The organism is Microbulbifer sp. CNSA002, from assembly GCF_047324085.1.
Lineage (GTDB): Bacteria > Pseudomonadota > Gammaproteobacteria > Pseudomonadales > Cellvibrionaceae > Microbulbifer.
Window position 1 is genome coordinate 343,368 of the sequence record NZ_CP172449.1, and the last position, 24,410, is coordinate 367,777.

The window sequence follows — 24,410 nt, forward strand, 5'->3', positions numbered from 1 at the left end:
ATTTCCTGCAGACCATTGTATATGCAGATCAGGTTCTGCTGGCTTACAGCGGCTTGGCTGTTTCCAGGTCGTATCCAACACGCATATTTTTGGGGTTCTTGTTGGTCTTGTCTGCGTGGTTGAGGTCCGCTTCGATTTTAGCGTAGCTCAGGGATACAGACTCAGCCGGAGCGCCACCAGCGGAAGCACCGATGCTGTAGGAGGAAATCAGGGTGTTTTCCAGTTTGTAAACAGCGTACTTCTCTACAGAGTTAGCACCGGTTTGTACTACGTGGATCTCAACGGTAACACCTTCGTCACCGGTTACAGAAGATTTGAACAGACCGCCGGAAGCAGCGTCGATGCGCTTGGTGAAGCTTACTTCGCTCAGGCTTGGGCGAGAAGCTTCGCGGTTTGACATGGCGCCAGCTTCCATGGTAATGCCGCGGCCAACACCGAAGTTGAAGCTGTCAATTTCGATCCAGTCCTCGTAGCCGGAAGCAGTAACATTGCCTTTGATGGCTTTGTTGTTGTAGTTCATGTAGATAGCCATGGGATGTCCCTCATTAGTTGGCGTGTGATGTTGGTGGTTAATCCCTTACCACCGCGATTCGCAGTAGTTCAGGTGGTCGTCGCGGTGGCAACTGTGATGATTTAAACAAAGAGAAAGCTAAAAACAAACTAATTTTCGAGTTATTTAATCGACTCTGGCACTAATTTCGAGAGGCAATTTTATGCTGTTACGATTTATGCCCGTTTGCCCTAATTGACTCTGACACTAATTTAATATTGCTAAAAAGTAACAAACCTCTAATGGGGATAAATAAGTGGTTTGAGTCATGGATATCGATTGACAGTCAAATATCTATTTGAAAGCATTTACTGGTATTTTTTTGATAAGCTTGCTTTGTAATAATATGTAATTCAGCCATATAGAGAAGTGATACTCAGTGTTTTCGGGGGCTGGATCAAAATAATAGTTTGATGGCGTGTTAAGGCAAATTTATTTGAATATTGATTCATTGTTGCCACATAGGCTGTTCGATATACTTCGCACCCTACTTTATTGCCTTGCCCATTAGATCAATAACAAAGTTTTTGCGGATTTGGATGTGTCGTAATGGTTTCCCATGGAGGCGGAATTGAACGATAAGACGCGTATTGTTCGGCCGAGTGACACTCCGCCGGGCTCAGGCCAATCAACCAGCGGGCTGACAGAAGATGGTGATATCACCGTTGTTGTGCAGCAGGATAAGACTGGAGCAAATGATCACCCTCCGGTTAAAGGTGCCCAACCGGTAATCCCTTCGGCTGCTGCCAGCTTTAGCTCAGATGCTACTGTCTTTGCGCCTTCCCCTAATCCTAATCGGATGGGAAGTGGGGCTGGGGCCAATGAAGTTTTGGGTGGGGTTTCTGCCGATTCGGCAGTAATACCTGAACCCTTTGAAGCTTCCGGCTCAAATGCAGTGACCAAAACTGTAATCAAAGGTCGATTTGAGCTTGACAAACTCCTGGGTGTTGGGGGAATGGGGGCAGTTTACAAAGCCCTTGACCGCCGTAAATTAGAAGCCAGTGACAGCGAGCCCTATGTCGCTATCAAGCTGCTTAATGATGATTTCCAAAAGCACCCCGATGCTTTTATTTCTCTCCAGCGGGAAGCGCGCAAGTCACAAACGCTTGCTCACCCAAATATCGTAACGGTTTACGATTTTGACCGCGATGGAGATCGCGTATTTATGACAATGGAGTTCCTTGAGGGTGCTCCATTGGACAAGTTGTTGCGCGATCATGCCGATGTTGGGTTGGAGCCCGAGCGTGCCCGCTCGGTATTTTGGGATATCTCCCAAGCCCTGATATATGCCCACTCCCATAAAATTGTTCACTCGGACTTTAAGCCAGGCAATATTTTTGTCACCAATAAGAAAGGTGCAAAAGTATTTGACTTCGGTATTGCCCGAGCTGTTTCTGAAGGGGGAATCGCAAATAAAGCTGGCGAAACGACAGTATTTGACGCTGGCACTCTTGGAGCCCTAACTCCGGCATATGCGAGCCTTGAGATGCTCAAGGGAGCTGAACCGGCACCAAGTGATGATGTATTTGCGTTGGGTTGTGTTGCCTACGAACTATTCTGCGGGCGCCACCCTTATGACAAGACACCTGCCGATAAGGCCATGGAGCAGGGCCTGCGGCCCAAGCGGATCAAAGGGCTTAATCGCAGGCAGTGGCGCGCACTTGAGTCAGCACTCGAACTAAAGCGCGAAAACCGCACTAGTACCGTAGAGAAGTTTGTACAGGCGTTCTTTGTTAGCCATGCCTGGAAGTGGGTACTAGGCAGTGCGTTTGTCATGGTGTTGGGCGGTGCTGTAGTGGGTTATGGCCATCTGCAGCAGCAAAATGCTGTAGAGCAAGAGCGAGTCAGAATTGAGCTCGAACGCAAGCACGAACAGGAGCTATTGGCCAGGCGTATTGCTGATAAGAAAGAGGCCATCACTCGCTTGATTGGCCTGAGTATTTTGACCCCAGCCTGGGAGCGAGACCTTCAGCTGGAGTTAGAGGAGTACTCTGAGCTGAACCCTACGGATAAAGAGTTCCTGGATTCCTCCCGTCGCCAGGTATCAGAGCTTTTCCTGGCTGCTGCAACCGGCCAGTTAAACCTGGGTAACCTTGATCAGGCCGATGTCATGCTGGCGGGGGTTGCCAACTGGTATGGTGAGTCTAAAGAAGCTGAGGCTATCAAAACCCAGCTGGCGAATGATAGAGAGAATCTTCGCGCTCGCCTTGAAGCGGAGCGGATTGCTGAAGAGCGTGAAGCCGAGCGTATCCGCCTGGCGGAAGAGCGGGCGGAGCGTCGCCGCCTGGCTGCGCAAAAGCAACAGCAGATTGATGCTGTGCTCGATGATATGGAAGTAGCACTCACCTGCAGCTTTTCCATGAGTGCCACTGCAATAGGTTCACAGTTGTCCAGCCTGGCAAAGCTGGACAGTGCAAAAGCCTTGAAGATCCGTCCAGTGGTGGGCGAAGAGTTGGTAAATTGCGCATCCAATCTCGGAACCAAGGATCCGATTCAGACGGAAGCCCTGGTTGATCAATTCAGGGCTCTACTGCCTGCATACCAACCACTGAAAGACTTTAAGCTGGATTTTTGTGGGCACCTGGTTCCGGGCAGCGGTCGGCGTGGTGATCGTTACACCTGTCGTGATCGTCTTGCGGATGGCAGCAAGGGGCCTGCAATGGTGGTGATTAAAGGTTTGAGTGGCCGGCCACTGGCTGTGGGTAAATATGAGGTGAGCAGTACTGAGTTGGCTCAATTCTGCCGCATTGCTGGTCAGTGCGGAGAGCAGACTCCAGAAGCAACGGACTTGCCGGTAAATAACTTATCCCTGGCGACTGCAGAGGCTTATTTAAGCTGGCTCAGTGATGAGACCGGCTATCGCTACCGCCTACCTTCTGAGCAGGAGTGGTTTGCTGCTGCAAGTGCCAGGGGGGAAGACGAAGTAGCGGATCGAAACTGTCATTTGAAGTATGGCGGTATTGAAAAAGGTGCTGAGTTAGTACCTGCCCGAGCTGGCTCCTCTAACGGGTTTGGATTGCTTAATGCTGTAGGTAATGTCCAGGAGTGGGGATTAGGTACAGAGGGCGAATTGCTCGCTTTGGGAGGTAGCCGCATTGATCCAATGAGCCGTTGTCTGGCAACAACCAAGAAGCTTCATAATGGCCAGCCCGATGAGTTTACTGGTTTCCGTGTTGTTAGAGATGTTAACTAGATTAAACAATTACCAGCGAATATCGATACGATAGTTGAGTTGGTTAGATTAAAGATTAAGAGATTAAAACTGGGGGAAATATGCTTGGGCTAGGAAAAAGTAAGTTGGCATTATTTGTAGGTGCTGGCTTTCTTGTATCGCAAGTACCGGCTTTTGCCCAGGAGGATGGATCTAGTTTTCGCAACCGAGTGCGGGAAGCTTTTAATCAGGATACGTCTACTATTAATGAAGTGGATGTAACCCAAGACTTTCTCCAGCGTACTTATGAAGCTGAAGACCCCAACTTAAATACAGAAATTCCTGAAATCTCTCAGAGAAATCAGGGGCCGCGGATTACTGTAAAAGAATTTAAGTTTCATCGCTTAGAAGAGTATCCCGAATTTGGTATTTCCCGGGAAACCGTAGAGGAAATGGCAGAGGAACTTCGGGCTAAATTTATGAAAGAGGATCAAATCCTCGCTAGCGGTTATACCGTAGACAACCTGGAAGAGCTGGCAATATTACTGGGCAATATGAATGCTCAATTTAATCCTGGTGGCTTGGGGCCTGCTGAGCTTAAGAAGCTGGTAAGTGTAATTGAAAAACAAAATAAAGAGAGAGGCTTAAGCTATGGCGATCTCGAAGAGATTGCTGCTGAATTGACAAGCTTCTATCGTCGCCAGGGGCTGTTTTTGGCCCAAGTGCAAATTCCCGCTCAAGACGTAGAAAATGGAGTGGTCACTCTTACGGTACAGGAGGGGCTTCTAGGGCAGGTTGTTGCTGAAGATAACGAAGAGTACACAGACGAAAAACTGGCAGAACCCTTTGAAGATCAGCGTGGCCATCTGGTAAATCACGAGAATATCGAGGAAGGGTTATATTTACTTAATGACCTGCCAGGCTTAAACGTTACCGGCTACTTTAGTGCGGGCGACAACCCCGGTGAAACCAAGCTTAATTTAAAAGTACGTGAGTCGGATTCCTGGCGCGCTTCATTTAGAGCTGATAATCACGGTTCTCTGTATACCGGTAGTGAAAGGGTTTATGCAACCGTAGACTGGTTGAATCCTCTAGGAATCGGTGATGCTTTAACTTTAGGGTACCTAAAGTCAAATCCAGGGTCTAACAGCTATTATGGCTCTGACCTCGGACAGTTTAGGTATAGTTTTCCTTTATTTGGCCCACGCACTCGACTGGAAATATCTGCAGATCACAATGAGTTTAATCTTTTTGATGAAGAAGATGACGATAACGTAATTAACTTACTGGAAATTTCGGGTGTAAACAAAAGTTACGCGCTGTCTTTAGATCATAAATTTCGGCGTTCAAGGGATTTTAACTTCACAGGTTCCTTTGGCCTAACAGAAAAGAAATCAGATTTGGAAGGGATTATTGAGTTCACCAGCGATCACGTCTATGGGGGTGAAGTTGGTGTCTATATGGATAGTCTCTCTAATGGTTTCCTTTCCATGCTGAATATATTGAGTGCGACCGCGCAGTATGGTGAGCATCAAAATACGGTTGAGGAAGGAAGGGGAGATGAATTTAATAAGTTGGCAATTAATACCAGCTCTCTGATCTTCCTTCCAATGCCCTTTACTGATGACCATTCAAGGCTGATCGTAAAAGGAAGAGCACAGTATAGTGAAAGCAGCCTTCCTGGATTTGAGCAATTGTCTCTCGGTGGTGCTAATGGCGTGCGTGCTTTCTCTGCAAGAGATTTTTCTGCTGATATGGGAGCCGTCGTTTCTGCAGAGTGGTATGTCAATTTTCCTGAGTTCATGAATCCAATTCTGTTCAATCAGCGTTTGAATGATATTTTCCAAGTTGCACTGATCGCTGATGTTGGATATGGCTATGTAAATAATTATGAAGATTCCCTTGAGGATGATTGGGCTCGATTTTCTGGAGGCGGAATGCTGTTTAAGATGAATTGGAGTGACAGCTTCTCGAGTAAGGTCTCTGTAGCCTGGCCAATTATGTCGAGTTCCTCGATAACGAATATAGCAATTGGTAAAGACGAACCCACCGTCTACGCTGATTTCTCCGTTTTTTATAACTGAACAAATACTGTTTCCTAGAAACCTATAAGTAGCAAGGTTCCTCTTCGCAAGGTGCTGGTATGAAAGCCAAAAACAAAAAGCTTGAGTTAAGAAAATTAGCAAGTGCCATTAAGGTGTCAAGTTTTGCCTATGCTGGTCTGTTTGCAGGGCTAATTAGTCCGATTGTTCATGCCGGACCTGAAGGCGGAGTGGTAACCGGCGGTAGCGGCACTATTGATGTTGACGGGGCTACAACAACGGTTGATCAGGTAACAGACCTGTTATCAATTGACTGGGATTCTTTTAACTTAAGCGAAGAAGAGCTGATCCAATTCCTACAGCCGGACTCCTCTTCTATCGTACTTAACCGAATTCTGGATCAGGATGTCACTACCATTCAAGGTGCGATAGAGGCCAACGGACACGTTATCCTGGTGAATCCGCGAGGAGTTCTTTTTACTGAAACAGCCACAGTTAATGTCGGCGCTATAACCGCTTCTGGGCTTGATATGAGCCCAGAAGACTTTATGAATGGTGATTTTGCCTTTAAAGGTGAGTCGGGTTCTTCTGGTGTTGTTGTTAACCGCGGAGTAATTAATGCATCCAGCGCGATCCTGGTAGGTAAGCAGGTTACAAACTCGTCTACCGGCTTGATCAGTGCTGAGCTCGTCAGCTTGGCAGCAGCCGATGAAGCCTTATTAACTTTTGATGCCGATGGAATGATAGGTATCAAAGTCACCAAAGAGGTTATGGAAAATGACCTAGGACTTGACAGTGCTGTATTAAATGAAGGAGCCATTGAAGGCGCTCAGGTTTTAATGGAAGCCAGCGTGTCCGGTGACTTGTTTACTGCTGCAGTGAACAATGAGGGTACGATTACCGCGCGTGGTATCGATACCAGTGGTGGAAAGATTCGTCTATTTGGTTCTGGCTCTGGTGTTGTTAGTAACGGAACCCTAGATGCATCAGGTAGCGCTGGTGGTGAGGTTGTATTGGAGGGCGATTTTGCCGAGCTCCGCGGAGATATTTCAGTAGCGGCTGACTCTGGCAATGGTGGTGATGTTGCTGTTTTAGGTGATGAAGTCATTGTCAGCGGGAATATTAATGCTAGTGGCACTTCCTCTGGTGGCAAAGTCCTTATTGGTGGAGATTATCAAGGAAATAACGTTGATATTCGCAATGCTGAAACAACTACGGTTACAGCGGACGCTTATATCGATGCTAGTGGCGTTGGTAACGCCGATGGCGGTACTGTCATTGTTTGGTCCGATGTCACCACAAAGTTTGGCGGTACAGTTCTTGCGGAGTCAGGGACTGATGGCGGTGATGGTGGTTTGATAGAAACTTCTGGCAAGATCTATCTGGATCTGGATGAAGGGAATATGTCTATCTCTACCCTTAGCCATGGCGATGGGGAGAATGGTCTCTGGCTGTTAGATCCAGGCTGGATGGATATTATTGAAGATGACTGTTCCTCAGCAAACTGTATTTCAGTAACTTCTCTAGTGACTGCCCTTAGCGGTTCTGACGTAGAAATTCTGCTAACCGATGAAGATTCCGGAAGCGGTCCTGATGGAAGCGTGACTCCGGCAGACCCTACTACAAGTGATTTTTCTGACGGTATTCGAGTTCTCGCTGATATCGATTGGGATGAAGACACCACACTTACTCTGAACTCTTATAGTAATGTATTAATTGAAAGTGGATATAGCATTACTAATGATACAGCAGGCGGACTTGAAATTTTGGCGGGAGGAGATTTCACGAACGCCGGAAATATAGCTTTTGATGCTGGTCTGCTTGATGTGAAGGTTGGTGGGGCATTTACCAATTCTGGCACCATCTCAGCTGCCGACTTTCTATTGAATGTGGGTTATCAAACGGGCTCTAATACTACCAATACGTTAGGTGATATTTTTGTAACAGGTACAGGTACAGTTACAGGTGGAACCGGCACTGATATTTTCACTTTGTCAGATAGTGATAATGCAATAACCATCACTGGTGATAATGCATTTACGCTCGATACTCTTTCTTTCAATAGCGTTGAAGAGGTCGATTTAGGTGGCGGTGATAATAGTATCGTTGCGATCGATGCTACGACCCTGACAGGAGTGGATAACGAAGCCGAAACGAGCTTAATTACGTTTAGTAATATTGACAGTATCAGCACTAGCGGCAGCCTCACAGGCTCTGAAAATGACGATACCTTTGTCGTGATAAGCGATACAGAAATCACTGCCAATGAAATTAGTGTGGAAAATACGGCAGGGTTTAGCGCTATTAATGCCGCAGGTGGTGAAGACAATGTTATTGGAGAGGATGGTGAAAGGTGGACTCTGACCTCCAACGATAACGAAGCTGAAAGTAGCGATATTACTTTTAGCGATGTAGAAATCCTGGAGGCTACTAATACCTATCTACGGGGTACCTCTGGTATAGAAGAGTTCGTTCTGACCTCAGGCGGTGATGTCGCAGTCAATGGCATGACCGTTTCAGGTATGACTGAGGTACGCGGCAGAAGTGGCGATGACACTCTTGATGCTACAGCTTTTGATGCTGGTTTAGCCCTCAATGGCGAATCTAGCCAGGTTACTGCTGGCTCTTTGCTCTTTAAAGGAATTACTGACGCAGAGACATTAACGCTGACCGGCACTAGTGGTAACGAAAGCTTCACCGTGAATAGTGATAATGCGGTCACGGTGAACGGTATTGCCTTTACCGATGTAATTACGGTCGATGGAGGAACGGGCAGCGATAGCGTTACCACGGCTAGCACGGTGACCCTGACAGGTACCAGCAATGAAGCGATCTCTAGCTTAATTACTTTCAGCGATATTGACAGTATCAGCACTAGCGGCAGCCTCACTGGCTCTGAAAATGACGATACCTTTGTCGTGATAAGCGATACAGAAATCACTGCCAATGAAATCAGTGTGGAAAATACGGCAGGGTTTAGCGCTATTGATGCCGCAGGTGGCAATGATAGTGTTACAGGCGCCAGCGGTGAAAGCTGGACTCTGACCTCTAACGATAACGAAGCTGAAACTAGTAGCGGTATTACTTTTAGTGATGTGGAAACCTTGGTGGCCAACAGTGCCAGTCTTCAGGGTACTGCCAGTGTAGAAGAATTCGTTTTGACCTCCGGTGGCAATGTCGAAGTTAATGGCATGACCGTTTCCGGTATGTCCGAGGTGGTTGGCAATAACGGTGATGACACCTTGAATGCCAGTGCTTATACGGCTGGCCTGACCCTTACTGACACAGCGAATAAAGTCACCGCTGGGTCTCTCAATTTTAGCGGTATTGTGAGTGCCGTGACCTCTCTACTCACTGGTACCAGTGGCGACGAAAGCTTTACCGTAAATGGAGATAATGCGGTTACGGCCAATGGCATCGCCTTTACCGATGTAATTACGGTCGATGGAGGAACGGGCAGCGATAGCGTTACCACGGCTAGCACGGTGACCCTGACAGGTACCAGCAATGAAGCGATCTCTAGCTTAATTACTTTCAGCGATATTGACAGTATCAGCACTAGCGGCAGCCTCACTGGCTCTGAAAATGACGATACCTTTGTCGTGATAAGCGATACAGAAATCACTGCCAATGAAATCAGTGTGGAAAATACGGCAGGGTTTAGCGCTATTGATGCCGCAGGTGGCAATGATAGTGTTACAGGCGCCAGCGGTGAAAGCTGGACTCTGACCTCTAACGATAACGAAGCTGAAACTAGTAGCGGTATTACTTTTAGTGATGTGGAAACCTTGGTGGCCAACAGTGCCAGTCTTCAGGGTACTGCCAGTGTAGAAGAATTCGTTTTGACCTCTGGTGGCAATGTCGAAGTTAATGGCATGACCGTTTCCGGTATGTCCGAGGTGGTTGGCAATAACGGTGATGACACCTTGAATGCCAGTGCTTATACGGCTGGCCTGACCCTTACTGACACAGCGAATAAAGTCACCGCTGGGTCTCTCAATTTTAGCGGTATTGTGAGTGCCGTGACCTCTCTACTCACTGGTACCAGTGGCGACGAAAGCTTTACCGTAAATGGAGATAATGCGGTTACGGCCAATGGCATCGCCTTTACCGATGTAATTACGGTCGATGGAGGAACGGGCAGCGATAGCGTTACCACGGCTAGCACGGTGACCCTGACAGGTACCAGCAATGAAGCGATCTCTAGCTTAATTACTTTCAGCGATATTGACAGTATCAGCACTAGCGGCAGCCTCACTGGCTCTGAAAATGACGATACCTTTGTCGTGATAAGCGATACAGAAATCACTGCCAATGAAATCAGTGTGGAAAATACGGCAGGGTTTAGCGCTATTGATGCCGCAGGTGGCAATGATAGTGTTACAGGCGCCAGCGGTGAAAGCTGGACTCTGACCTCTAACGATAACGAAGCTGAAACTAGTAGCGGTATTACTTTTAGTGATGTGGAAACCTTGGTGGCCAACAGTGCCAGTCTTCAGGGTACTGCCAGTGTAGAAGAATTCGTTTTGACCTCCGGTGGCAATGTCGAAGTTAATGGCATGACCGTTTCCGGTATGTCCGAGGTGGTTGGCAATAACGGTGATGACACCTTGGATGCCAGTGCTTATACGGCTGGCCTGACCCTTACTGACACAGCGAATAAAGTCACCGCTGGGTCTCTCAATTTTAGCGGTATTGTGAGTGCCGTGACCTCTCTACTTACTGGTACCAGTGACGACGAAAGCTTTACCGTAAATGGAGATAATGCGGTTACGGCCAATGGCATCGCCTTTACCGATGTAAGTACGGTCGATACTGGCAATGGCACAGATAGTGTTACCGGTGCTACTGGAGTAGATTGGACTCTAACCTCCAACGATAACGAAGCAGAAAGTAGCGAAATTACTTTTAGCGGTGTGGAAACTCTGGTGGCCAGTAGTGCCAACCTTCAGGGCACTGCCAATGTAGAAGACTTCGTTTTGACCTCCGCTGGCGATGTCGAAGTCAATGGCATGACCGTTTCCGGCATGTCCGAGGTAGCTGGTAACAGCGGTGACGACACCCTGGATGCCAGTGCTTATAGTGCTGGCCTGACTCTTACTGACACAGCGAATAAAGTCACGACTGGTTCTCTCAACTTTAGCGGCATTGTGAGTGCCGTGACCTCCCTGCTTACCGGTACCAGTGACGACGAGAGTTTTACCGTAAATGGAGACAATGCGGTTACGGCTAATGGTATCGCTTTTACTGATGTAAGTACGGTTGATACTGGCAATGGCACAGATAGTGTTACCGGTGCTACTGGAGCAGATTGGACTCTAACCTCCAACGATAACGAAGCAGAAAGTAGCGAAATTACTTTTAGCGGTGTGGAAACTCTGGTGGCCAGTAGTGCCAACCTTCAGGGGACTGCCAATGTAGAAGACTTCGTTTTGACCTCTGCTGGCGATGTCGAAGTCAATGGCATGACTGTTTCCGGTATGTCCGAAGTGTTTGGCAACGATGGTAGTGACACCCTAGATGCCAAGAGTTTTGATGATGGCCTGACACTCACCGACACGGATAATAAGGTCATCGCCGACACATTAGTGTTTTACAACATTACTGATGCGGTTTCTTCAGCACTTATCGGTACTAGTGGTGCAGATAGTTTCACAGTCACTGGTAATAATGCCTTGAATGCCGCAGGTATCAGCTTCACTGAAGTGGATACAGTTGATGCAGGCACGGGTAGTGATAGTCTCACTGCGATCGACACAGTGGTTCTGACAGGAACTGACTATGAAGCGACTTCAAGCCTAATTACTTTCAGCGATATTGAAAGTGTTAGTGGGGGTAGCCTGGAGGCTTCGTCAGGGGACGATACCTTTGAGGTAACTGGCTTTGAATCCCTGAAGGCTAATCAGATTGCATTCAGCGATATAGACAGTGTTGATGCAATGGGTGGCACAGATAGTGTTACTGGGGTTAGTGGAGAAGACTGGACACTGGGAAGCAGTGCTAATGAGGCGACTAATAACGGCATTACTTTTACTGATGTAGAAACCCTGGTGGCTAGCAGTGCCAATCTTCAAGGTACTGCCAGTGTAGAAGAATTTGTTTTGACTTCCGGTGGCGATGTCGAAGTTAATGGCATGACCGTTTCCGGTATGTCTGAGGTGGTTGGCAATGGCGGTAATGACACCTTGGATGCCAGTGCTTATACGGCTGGCCTGACCCTTACTGACACAGCGAATAAAGTCACCGCTGGGTCTCTCAATTTTAGCGGTATTGTGAGTGCCGTGACCTCTCTACTTACTGGTACCAGTGACGACGAAAGCTTTACCGTAAATGGAGATAATGCGGTTACGGCCAATGGCATCGCCTTTACCGATGTAAGTACGGTCGATGGAGGAACGGGCAGCGATAGCGTTACCACAGTTGGCACGGTGACCCTGACAGGTACCAGCAATGAAGCGATCTCTAGCTTAATTACTTTCAGCGATATTGACAGTATCAGTGCTGGTGGCAGCCTTGTAGGCTCTGCAAATGACGATACCTTTGTAGTGGTGAGTACTACAGAAGTCACTGCCAATGGGATCAGTGTGGAAAATACGGCAGGGTTTAGCGCTATTGATGCCGCAGGTGGCAATGATAGTGTTACAGGCGCCAGCGGTGAAAGCTGGACTCTGACCTCTAACGATAACGAAGCTGAAACTAGTAGCGGTATTACTTTTAGTGATGTGGAAACCTTGGTGGCCAACAGTGCCAGTCTTCAGGGTACCGCCAGTGTAGAAGAATTCGTTTTGACCTCCGGTGGCAATGTCGAAGTTAATGGCATGACCGTTTCCGGTATGTCCGAGGTGGTTGGCAATAACGGTGATGACACCTTGGATGCCAGTGCTTATACGGCTGGCCTGACCCTTACTGACACAGCGAATAAAGTCACCGCTGGGTCTCTCAATTTTAGCGGTATTGTGAGTGCCGTGACCTCTCTACTTACTGGTACCAGTGACGACGAAAGCTTTACCGTAAATGGAGATAATGCGGTTACGGCCAATGGCATCGCCTTTACCGATGTAAGTACGGTCGATACTGGCAATGGTACAGATAGTGTTACCGGTGCTACTGGAGTAGATTGGATTCTAACCTCCAACGATAACGAAGCAGAAAGTAGCGAAATTACTTTTAGCGGTGTGGAAACTCTGGTGGCCAGTAGTGCCAACCTTCAGGGCACTGCCAATGTAGAAGACTTCGTTTTGACCTCCGCTGGCGATGTCGAAGTCAATGGCATGACGGTTTCCGGCATGTCCGAGGTGGCCGGTAACAGCGGTGACGACACCCTGGATGCCAGTGCTTACAGCGCTGGCCTGGCACTGACAGGCACTAACAATCAAGTTACGGCCGAATCCGGAAGCCTGACTTTTGACGGTATTGTGAGTGCAGTGACTTCTGCACTGACTGGTAGCAGTGGTGCGGATAGCTTCACGGTTGATGGTGATAACGAAGTTACCAGTTATAACATCGCCTTCACTAATGTCAGCACTATTGACGGTAGTGGTGATGTTGACAGTGTCACCGGTGCTAATGGCGAGAACTGGACTCTGACCGGCACAGATAACCAAGCCACTGGCAGTGGTATTACCTTTAATAGCGTGGAAGCCCTGACAGCAACCAATGCAAGTTTGGTTGGTACTGCGGGTGCGGACTCCTTCATTCTGCAGTCTGATGCGGATGTTGAAGTTTACGGCATGACAGTATCCGGCATGTCGGCGGTAGAAGGTAATGGCGGTAGCGATAGTCTGAATGCCAGTGCTTATAGTGATGGATTAGCCCTGACGGGGACGGACTATCAAGTTACAGCTGAATCCGGCAACCTGGTTTTCAATGACATTGCCAGCGCTGTAACTTCAGCTCTAACGGGTACTAGCGGCGCGGATAGCTTTACCGTTGATGGTGATAATGAAGTTACCAGTTATGAAATTGCCTTCACCGGTGTTAGCACCGTTGATGCGGGTAACGGCACAGATAGCGTTACTGCACTCAGTGTTGTCACCCTGACCGGTACAGATAATCAAGCCACAACAAACTCGATTTTGTTTAGCAATATCGACAGTGTGAGTGGAGGTAGCCTGCAGGCATCAAGTAGTGATGACTCGTTTGAAGTCACCGGTACCAATGCACTGACGGCGAATGAAATTGCGTTTAGCAGTATTAGCAGTGTGGATGCACTGGGTGGTGATGACAGTGTTATCGGTGCTGATGGTAAAGATTGGACCTTAACCGGCACCAACTATGAAGCTATTAACAATGGCATTACGTTTAGCAATGTAGAAATCCTAACCGCGGTAAATGCAAACCTGGTAGGCACAGCCAGTGCAGATGCTTTTGTGCTGCAATCGGATGCAGATGTCGCCATCTACAACATGACTATTTCCGGTATGTCTTCTGTTGAAGGCAATGGCGGTAGCGACAGCCTGGATGCCAGTGCTTACAGCGATGGTTTAGCTCTGACAGGAACGGACTATCAAGTTACGGCTGAGTCCGGCAGCTTAGTTTTCAATGATATTTTTAGCGCAGCAACCTCAACTCTAACCGGCACCAGCGGTGCAGATAGCTTTACCGTTAACGGTGATAACGAAGTTAGCAGTTATGAAATTGCCTTCATCGGTGTAAACACAGTCGATGCGGGATCCGGTTCTGATAGTGTTGTGGCGCAGAGCGTTGTAACTCTAACCGGGACGGGTAATGAAGCTACAACCAACTCGATCGATTTTCTTGGCATCGACAGTGTGACGGGCGGTAGCCTGGAGGGGTCTGATAATGCAGATACCTTCGTAGTGACCAGCAGTACCAGTGTTACTGCTAACGATATCAGCTTCAGTGGCTTTTCTGGCGATATCGATGCGAAGGGTGGTGTCGATAGCGTTACTGGTCTTAGTGGTCAAAACTGGATTTTAACCGGCACAGATTACCAAGCCACTGGCAGTGGCATTACCTTTAGCAGCGTAGAAGCCCTAACAGCAACCAATGCAAGTTTGGTTGGTACTGCGGGTGCGGACTCCTTCATTCTGCAGTCTGATGCGGATGTTGAAGTTTACGGCATGACAGTTTCCGGCATGTCGGCGGTAGAAGGTAATGGTGGTAGCGATAGTCTGAATGCCAGTGCTTATAGTGACGGATTAGCCCTGACCGGGACGGACTATCAAGTTACAGCTGAATCCGGCAATCTGGTTTTCAATGACATTGCCAGCGCAGTAACTTCGGCTCTAACGGGTACTAGCGGCGCGGATAGCTTTACCGTTGATGGTGATAATGAAGTTACTAGTTATGAAATTGCTTTCACCGGTGTTAGCACCGTTGATGCGGGTAACGGCACAGATAGCGTTACTGCACTCAGTGTTGTCACCCTGACCGGCACAGATAATCAAGCCTCAACAAATTCGATTTTGTTTAGCAATATCGACAGTGTGAGTGGAGGTAGCCTGCAGGCATCAAGTGGTGATGATTCGTTTGAAGTCACCGGTACCAATGCACTGACGGCGAATGAAATTGCGTTTAGCAGTATTAGCAGTGTGGATGCACTGGGTGGTGATGACAGTGTTATCGGTGCTGATGGTAAAGATTGGACCTTAACCGGCACCAACTATGAAGCTATTAACAATGGCATTACGTTTAGCAATGTAGAAATCCTAACCGCGGTAAATGCAAACCTGGTAGGTACAGCCAGTGCAGATGCTTTTGTGCTGCAATCGGATGCAGATGTCGCCATCTACAACATGACTATTTCCGGTATGTCTTCTGTTGAAGGCAATGGCGGTAGCGACAGCCTGGATGCCAGTGCTTACAGCGATGGTTTAGCTCTGACAGGAACGGACTATCAAGTTACGGCTGAGTCCGGCAGCTTAGTTTTCAATGATATTTTTAGCGCAGCAACCTCAACTCTAACCGGCACCAGCGGTGCAGATAGCTTTACCGTTAACGGTGATAACGAAGTTACCAGTTATGAAATTGCCTTTACCAATGTAAGTACGGTTGATACTGGCAATGGTACAGATAGTGTTACCGGTGCTACTGGAGCAGATTGGACTCTAACCTCCAACGATAACGAAGCAGAAAGTAGCGAAATTACTTTTAGCGGTGTGGAAACTCTGGTGGCCAGTAATGCCAACCTTCAGGGCACTGCCAATGTAGAAGATTTCGTTTTGACCTCTGCTGGCGATGTCGAAGTCAATGGCATGACGGTTTCCGGCATGTCCGAGGTGGCCGGTAACAGCGGTGACGACACCCTGGATGCCAGTGCTTACAGCGCTGGCCTGGCACTGACAGGCACTAACAATCAAGTTACGGCCGAATCCGGAAGCCTGACTTTTGACGGTATTGTGAGTGCAGTGACTTCTGCACTGACTGGTAGCAGTGGTGCGGATAGCTTCACGGTTGATGGTGATAACGAAGTTACCAGTTATAACATCGCCTTCACTAATGTCAGCACTATTGACGGTAGTGGTGATGTTGACAGTGTCACCGGTGCTAATGGCGAGAACTGGACTCTGACCGGCACAGATAACCAAGCCACTGGCAGTGGTATTACCTTTAATAGCGTGGAAGCCCTGACAGCAACCAATGCAAGTTTAATTGGTACTGCGGGTGCGGACTCCTTCATTCTGCAGTCTGATGGGGATGTTGAAGTTTACGGCATGACAGTATCCGGCATGTCGGCGGTAGAAGGTAATGGCGGTAGCGATAGTCTGAATGCCAGTGCTTATAGTGATGGATTAGCCCTGACGGGGACGGACTATCAAGTTACAGCTGAATCCGGCAACCTGGTTTTCAATGACATTGCCAGCGCTGTAACTTCGGCTCTAACGGGTACTAGCGGCGCGGATAGCTTTACCGTTGATGGTGATAATGAAGTTACCAGTTATGAAATTGCCTTCACCGGTGTTAGCACCGTTGATGCGGGTAACGGCACAGATAGCGTTACTGCACTCAGTGTTGTCACCCTGACCGGCACAGATAATCAAGCCTCAACAAACTCGATTTTGTTTAGCAATATCGACAGTGTGAGTGGAGGTAGCCTGCAGGCATCAAGTAGTGATGATTCGTTTGAAGTCACCGGTACCAATGCACTGACGGCGAATGAAATTGCGTTTAGCAGTATTAGCAGTGTGGATGCACTGGGTGGTGATGACAGTGTTATCGGTGCTGATGGTAAAGATTGGACCTTAACCGGCACCAACTATGAAGCTATTAACAATGGCATTACGTTTAGCAATGTAGAAATCCTAACCGCGGTAAATGCAAACCTGGTAGGCACAGCCAGTGCAGATGCTTTTGTGCTGCAATCGGATGCAGATGTCGCCATCTACAACATGACTATTTCCGGTATGTCTTCTGTTGAAGGCAATGGCGGTAGCGACAGCCTGGATGCCAGTGCTTACAGCGATGGTTTAGCTCTGACAGGAACGGACTATCAAGTTACGGCTGAGTCCGGCAGCTTAGTTTTCAATGATATTTTTAGCGCAGCAACCTCAACTCTAACCGGCACCAGCGGTGCAGATAGCTTTACCGTTAACGGTGATAACGAAGTTACCAGTTATGAAATTGCCTTTACCAATGTAAGTACGGTTGATACTGGCAATGGTACAGATAGTGTTACCGGTGCTACTGGAGCAGATTGGACTCTAACCTCCAACGATAACGAAGCAGAAAGTAGCGAAATTACTTTTAGCGGTGTGGAAACTCTGGTGGCCAGTAATGCCAACCTTCAGGGCACTGCCAATGTAGAAGATTTCGTTTTGACCTCTGCTGGCGATGTCGAAGTCAATGGCATGACGGTTTCCGGCATGTCCGAGGTGGCCGGTAACAGCGGTGACGACACCCTGGATGCCAGTGCTTACAGCGCTGGCCTGGCACTGACAGGCACTAACAATCAAGTTACGGCCGAATCCGGAAGCCTGACTTTTGACGGTATTGTGAGTGCAGTGACTTCTGCACTGACTGGTAGCAGTGGTGCGGATAGCTTCACGGTTGATGGTGATAACGAAGTTACCAGTTATAACATCGCCTTCACTAGTGTCAGCACTATTGACGGTAGTGGTGATGTTGACAGTGTCACCGGTGCTAATGGCGAGAACTGGACTCTGACCGGCACAGATAACCAAGCCACTGGCAGTGGTATTACCTTTAATAGCGTGGAAGCCCTGACAGCAACCAATGCAAGTTTAATTGGTACTGCGGGTGCGGACTCCTTCATTCTGCAGTCTGATGGGGATGTTGAAGTTTACGGCATGACAGTATCCGGCATGTCGGCGGTAGAAGGTAATGGCGGTAGCGATAGTCTGAATGCCAGTGCTTATAGTGATGGATTAGCCCTGACGGGGACGGACTATCAAGTTACAGCTGAATCCGGCAACCTGGTTTTCAATGACATTGCCAGCGCTGTAACTTCGGCTCTAACGGGTACCAGCGGCGCGGATAGCTTTACCATTGATGGTGATAATGAAGTTACCAGTTATGAAATTGCCTTCACCGGTGTTAGCACAGTTGATGCGGGAAATGGCGCTGATAGTGTGACTGGTGTAGATGGTGCCAGCTGGACTTTGACTGGTGCTGATAATGAGGCAATTAGCAGCAGTATAACTTTCAATGATATAGAGAGTATCGCCGCGACCAATTCTGACCTCTTAGGTAGTGCTGGAGCCGATGAATTTGTATTGCGGTCTGATGCCGATATTGAAGTTTACGATCTGCTGATATCTGGTATATCAGAGGTAGATGGTAATGGCGGTAGCGATAGTCTGGATGCCAGTGCCTATAGTGATGGATTAGCTCTGACGGGAACGGACTATCAAGTTACAGCTGAATCCGGCAGCCTGGTTTTCAATAATATTGCCAGCGCAGTAACTTCGGCTCTAACGGGTACTAGCGGCGCGGATAGCTTTACCGTTGATGGTGATAATGAAGTTACCAGTTATGAAATTGCCTTCACCGGTGTTAGCACCGTTGATGCGGGTAACGGCACAGATAGCGTTACTGCACTCAGTGTTGTCACCCTGACCGGCACAGATAATCAAGCCTCAACAAACTCGATTTTGTTTAGCAATATCGACAGTGTGAGTGGAGGTAGCCTGCAGGCATCAAGTAGTGATGATTCGTTTGAAGTCACCGGTACCAATGCACTGACGGCGAATGAAATTGCGTTTAGCAGTATTAGCAGTGTGGATGCACTGGGTGGTGATGACAGTGTTATCGGTGCTGATGGTAAAGATTGGACCTTAACCGGCACCAACTATGAAGCTATTAACAATGGCATTACGTTTAGCAATGTAGAAATCCTAACCGCGGTAAATGCAAACCTGGTAGGTACAGCCAGTGCAGATGCTTTTGTGCTGCAATCGGATGCAGATGTCGCCATCTACAACATGACTATTTCCGGTATGTCTTCTGTTGAAGGCAATGGCGGTAGCGACAGCCTGGATGCCAGTGCTTACAGCGATGGTTTAGCTCTGACAGGAACGGACTATCAAGTTACGGCTGAGTCCGGCAGCTTAGTTTTCAATGATATTTTTAGCGCAGCAACCTCAACTCTAACCGGCACCAGCGGTGCAGATAGCTTTACCGTTAACGGTGATAACGAAGTTACCAGTTATGAAATTGCCTTTACCAATGTAAGTACGGTTGATACTGGCAATGGTACAGATAGTGTTACCGGTGCTACTGGAGCAGATTGGACTCTAACCTCCAACGATAACGAAGCAGAAAGTAGCGAAATTACTTTTAGCGGTGTGGAAACTCTGGTGGCCAGTAATGCCAACCTTCAGGGCACTGCCAATGTAGAAGATTTCGTTTTGACCTCTGCTGGCGATGTCGAAGTCAATGGCATGACGGTTTCCGGCATGTCCGAGGTGGCCGGTAACAGCGGTGACGACACCCTGGATGCCAGTGCTTACAGCGCTGGCCTGGCACTGACAGGCACTAACAATCAAGTTACGGCCGAATCCGGAAGCCTGACTTTTGACGGTATTGTGAGTGCAGTGACTTCTGCACTGACTGGTAGCAGTGGTGCGGATAGCTTCACGGTTGATGGTGATAACGAAGTTACCAGTTATAACATCGCCTTCACTAGTGTCAGCACTATTGACGGTAGTGGTGATGTTGACAGTGTCACCGGTGCTAATGGCGAGAACTGGACTCTGACCGGCACAGATAACCAAGCCACTGGCAGTGGTATTACCTTTAATAGCGTGGAAGCCCTGACAGCAACCAATGCAAGTTTAATTGGTACTGCGGGTGCGGACTCCTTCATTCTGCAGTCTGATGGGGATGTTGAAGTTTACGGCATGACAGTATCCGGCATGTCGGCGGTAGAAGGTAATGGCGGTAGCGATAGTCTGAATGCCAGTGCTTATAGTGATGGATTAGCCCTGACGGGAACCAGTAACGAGGTAACGGCAGAGTCTGGCACTCTTACCTTCGACGGTATTTTCAGTGCGACTACCGCGACACTTACTGCTACTAACGGTTCAGATAACTTTACGGTAGACAGTGATAACGCAACCACTATTTATGGCATAGCCTTTACGGGTCTGAACAGCATCGACGCGGGAGAGGGGGCAGACAGTGTCACTGGTGCAAGTGGTGCTGATTGGACTTTAACCGGCAATGATTATGAGGCCACTAACAGTAGTATTACTTTCAGCAATGTAGAAACTATCACTGCTGTAAATGCCAACCTTGTCGGCACGGCCAATGCTGACACCTTTGTATTACAGTCTGTTGGTGATATCGAAGTTTACGGTATGAACGTCTCCGGTATGTCTGCGGTGGACGGGAATGGCGGTGATGATAGTCTGGACGCTAGCGCCTATAGCGACGGGTTGACACTGACGGGCAGTAACGGCCAGGTAACTGCCGGTTCTCTTGCGTTCAGCAGTATTGCGAGTGCTGTGACATCATCGCTAACCGGTACTAGTGGCGCAGATAACTTTACCGTCGACGGCGATAATGCTATCTCTAGCTACGATATTGCCTTTACCGGTGTAAGCACCTTGGATGCAGATGGCGGCACGGATAGTGTGATCGGCGCCGATGGGGCTGACTGGACCTTGAGCGGTACAGACAATCAGGCTGCGAGCAGCGGGATCATCTTTAGCAATGTAGATAGTCTGACTACTGTGAATGCAGAATTGGTCGGTACGACAAGTGCTGATGCCTTCGTGTTGCAGTCTGGTGGTGATGTTGAAGTTTACGATATGACTATCTCTGGTATGTCCGCAGTGGACGGCAACGGCGGCGGGGATAGTTTAGATGCCAGTTCCTACAGTGATGGATTGAAACTTACTGGCGCTTCTAATCAGGTAGCGGCAGGCTCCCTGACTTTTGATGGTATTGCAAGCGCGGTAGCTTCGACACTGACCGGTACGAGCGGTGCGGATAGTATTACTGTGAATGGTGACAACGCCGTCACCAGTTATGACATTGTTTTTGCCGGTGTAAGTACAATTGATACAGGTACTGGCACAGACAGTGTGACCGGTGCCGATGGTGAAGATTGGACTCTAACGGGCTCAGATAACCAGGCCACTGGCAGCGGTATTACCTTTAGTAATATAGATAGCCTCACAGCCGTGAATGCGGATTTGATTGGCACTACAGGTGCTGATGACTTTGTTCTGCAATCGGATGCCGATGTTGAAGCTTATGGCATAGCGGTTTCTGGCATGTCTTCGGTCGAGGGCAATGGCGGTAATGACAGCCTGGATGCCAGTGCTTACAGTGATGGCTTGGCCCTGACAGGAGTAAATAACCAGGTTACTGCAGAATCTGGTGCTCTGATATTCAATAGCATCTTCAGTGCAGAGAGTTCAACGTTAACTGCAACCAGCGGCTCGGATAATTTCACTATAGATAGTGATAACGCCACTACCATCTATGATATTGCCTTTACTGGCCTGAGCAGCATTGATGCAGCTGGTGGTGCAGATACTGTGACAGGAGCTGATGGTGCCGATTGGACTCTGACGGGCAATGATAGTGAGGCTACGAATAGTGGAATTACTTTTAGCAGCGTAGAAACACTTATTGCTACCAATGCCGACCTGCAGGGAAGCAGCAATGCGGATGCCTTTGCACTGCAATCGACTGGAGACATCGAAGTCTACAGTATGACGGTCTCAGGCATGTCGGCAGTCTATGGTCAGGGGGGTAATGATAGCCTGGATGCCAGCGCCTATAGTGATGGTCTGGCGCTCACCGGCACTGACAATCAAGTAACGGCAGGTAGCCTGACTTTTGATGGCATCGTCAGCGCTGTAACTTCGGCGTTAACAGGCACTAGTGGAGCGGATAGCTTTACTGTAGACGGGGATAATGCAGCGACCAGCTACGATATCGCCTTTACCGGATTGAGCACTATTAATGCTCTAGGTGGTAACGATACTGCTATCGGTGCAGATGGTGCTGATTGGAGCCTGACGGGAGCTGACAACGAGGCTGTTAACAGCAGTATCACTTTTAGCAATATCGAGAACCTTACTGCCGTAAATGCCGATTTGGTTGCTACAACTGGCGATGACGCATTTGTGCTGCAGTCTGATGCAGATGTGGAAGTTTACGGCATGACCGTATCCGGCATGTCTGCGGTCGATGGTAATGGCGGTGACGACAGCTTGGATGCCAGTGCCTACAGCGATGGGCTTTCTTTAACTGGTGTTGATAATCAAGTAGATGCCGGCTCACTGTCTTTCTATAGCATTTCCAGTGCGGCCACTTCTATCCTGACAAACACCCATGATTCTGCTCAGTTCGAATTGCAGGGTGACCAGGCATTAGCAACGGCAGGTATCAGTTTTACTGGCCTTGAAGAAGTGAATACTTCGGGCAGTAATGACACCTTGGTGGCTACAGACAGTGACGATAACTTTACCCTCAACTCCGATGGCGATATCAGCGTTGCAGGCATCGACTTCAGTGGGCTGGAAACTGTGGATGGCGCAGGTGGTAGCGACACGGTTAGTGCAGATGGAGCTACCTGGACCTCGACCAGCTCCGGCAACTCCCTTGTTGAAGGCAGTGTGGAGGCTGAAGTTAATGGCCTGACCGTCTACTTTGATAACCTCGAACTCGTAGAAGGGGCGGGAAGTTATACTGGCCAGGATATCGATGGTGAGTATGAGTTTAGCGCTCTGGATACCATGACGATTGGCGGAGTAACTTTTGCCAACCTGGATAGTGTTGCTGCGGGTTCCGGCACAGATACCGTTTACGGTGCAGATATTGATACTGTCTGGGATATCAATGACTCTGAACACACTGTTTCCAGTGGTGGAACATCACTCACGATTACTGGCATCGAGTCTATTATTGCCGGTTCAGGTGCTGACGAGTTTAATTTAAATGGTGGTGAACTCGCAGGGATTGATACTGGAGCTGGCAGCGATACCGTCACCTTCTCTGGCACTGTGATTGACAGTATTTCCCTTGGTGCCGGCAATGATTTCTTGACGGTAGAAACTGATATTGGCCAGGAAGTAGAGCTTGCTGGTGGTGGCGGATCTGATGATTTCCAATACAACTTGTCCGGTGCGACCTGGGAGCTTTATAACAGTGGCAATCAGGTAGGTAACTTCAGTTTTGCTGGCTTCGAATACCTGGATAACACCTCTGACAGTATTACCGTCTTGACCGATCGGGCATTTGATTTTGAAGATGGTGGAAGTAGATCTGAAAGCTTCAATAAAAATGGTGCCGGGCTCCAGTTCAGCGATATGCGGTTGGGCTACGATGGCGAGGGCGATATTTATGTTACCAGCAGCTCAACAGATACTATCGGTGGCAGCCTGACCGCTGATCGTGCCGAACTGGTTGTTGGTGGCGATGTAGATATTGAGACAGATGTGAGTGTCTTGGCTGTTGCCACCTCGGGTGCGGATATCAATATCAGTGTGCAGGCTGCAGGGGATCTCGTTATTGACGAGATCGATGCAGGGCGGGGCACAGTTTCCCTGGCCAGCTCCAGCTTTGGCACCCTGACTGCTGAAACTTATGGAGATACCCATATCACAGCATCCGCTGTGACCTTGGGAACGGAAACTGAGTTGTGGACCATCATTGGTGAGGCGACTAACCCTCTCCGCATGGATGTCACCAATACAGTGGATATCTATTCCGTCAGTTACTATGAGCCTGACTTTATTGGCCAGATCCCGACGGTTACCAGCACTGGTGACGAGCTGCAGTCAGTTGCCGGTGCTCAGGCATCCCAGGGCCTCAAGTCAGCAGTTCAAAATGCGGTAGAGGATTTCAGTCATGTAGACCCTGCGATCTTTAGCGCTGTGAAGCCTTACAGTAGTGGTGTCGATGCGGTGAACTCCCCTGAGATGCGTCTCAGGTCCGGGGAATTGAGTCCCGCCGTAGCTTCAGCTGCTGAGGAGGTCGAAGCTGCACCTAAGTTTGACGCTGAACTCGAACTGGGCACCAGCGATGCGCCCAGCGATATTACTGTAGATCTTGGGGAGTTTAATGGAGGTAGTGCAGGACACTAAAGTAAACTCCCCTTTGCAAAAAAGCCGGTCTTTAGGGGCCGGCTTTTTTTATGTCCGGAATTTTTATGGTAGGGATTTGAAAAGGAAAGAGTTAAAAGCGAGGGCTGGAAAATTAAATCACCCAAACGAAAAAAGGCCGACTC

At 48.5% G+C, this 24,410-nt stretch carries 4 protein-coding genes; 3 read left to right on the plus strand and 1 reads right to left on the minus strand.

Going from position 1 to position 24,410, the window contains the following annotated elements; translation table 11 throughout:
• Positions 1-43: 43 nt before the first annotated feature.
• Positions 44-532, minus strand: a complete 489-nt coding sequence (locus ACG1BZ_RS01550) for an Hcp family type VI secretion system effector (protein ID WP_413664127.1) — start codon at positions 530-532, stop codon at positions 44-46.
• A 589-nt stretch (positions 533-1,121) separates the two neighbouring features.
• Here ACG1BZ_RS01550 and ACG1BZ_RS01555 point away from each other — a divergent pair.
• The 3 genes from ACG1BZ_RS01555 (at position 1,122) to ACG1BZ_RS01565 (ending at position 24,267) form a co-directional block, all read left to right on the plus strand.
• A complete protein-coding gene (locus ACG1BZ_RS01555) occupies positions 1,122-3,743 on the plus strand; it encodes a bifunctional serine/threonine-protein kinase/formylglycine-generating enzyme family protein (protein ID WP_413664128.1) in 2,622 nt (873 codons plus the stop codon).
• 104 nt (positions 3,744-3,847) lie between these two features.
• On the plus strand, positions 3,848-5,785 hold the full coding sequence (locus ACG1BZ_RS01560; protein ID WP_413664129.1) for a ShlB/FhaC/HecB family hemolysin secretion/activation protein: 1,938 nt from the start codon (positions 3,848-3,850) through the stop codon (positions 5,783-5,785).
• A gap of 59 nt (positions 5,786-5,844) precedes the next feature.
• Positions 5,845-24,267, plus strand: a complete 18,423-nt coding sequence (locus ACG1BZ_RS01565) for a filamentous hemagglutinin N-terminal domain-containing protein (RefSeq protein WP_413664130.1) — start codon at positions 5,845-5,847, stop codon at positions 24,265-24,267.
• Positions 24,268-24,410: the final 143 nt, after the last annotated feature.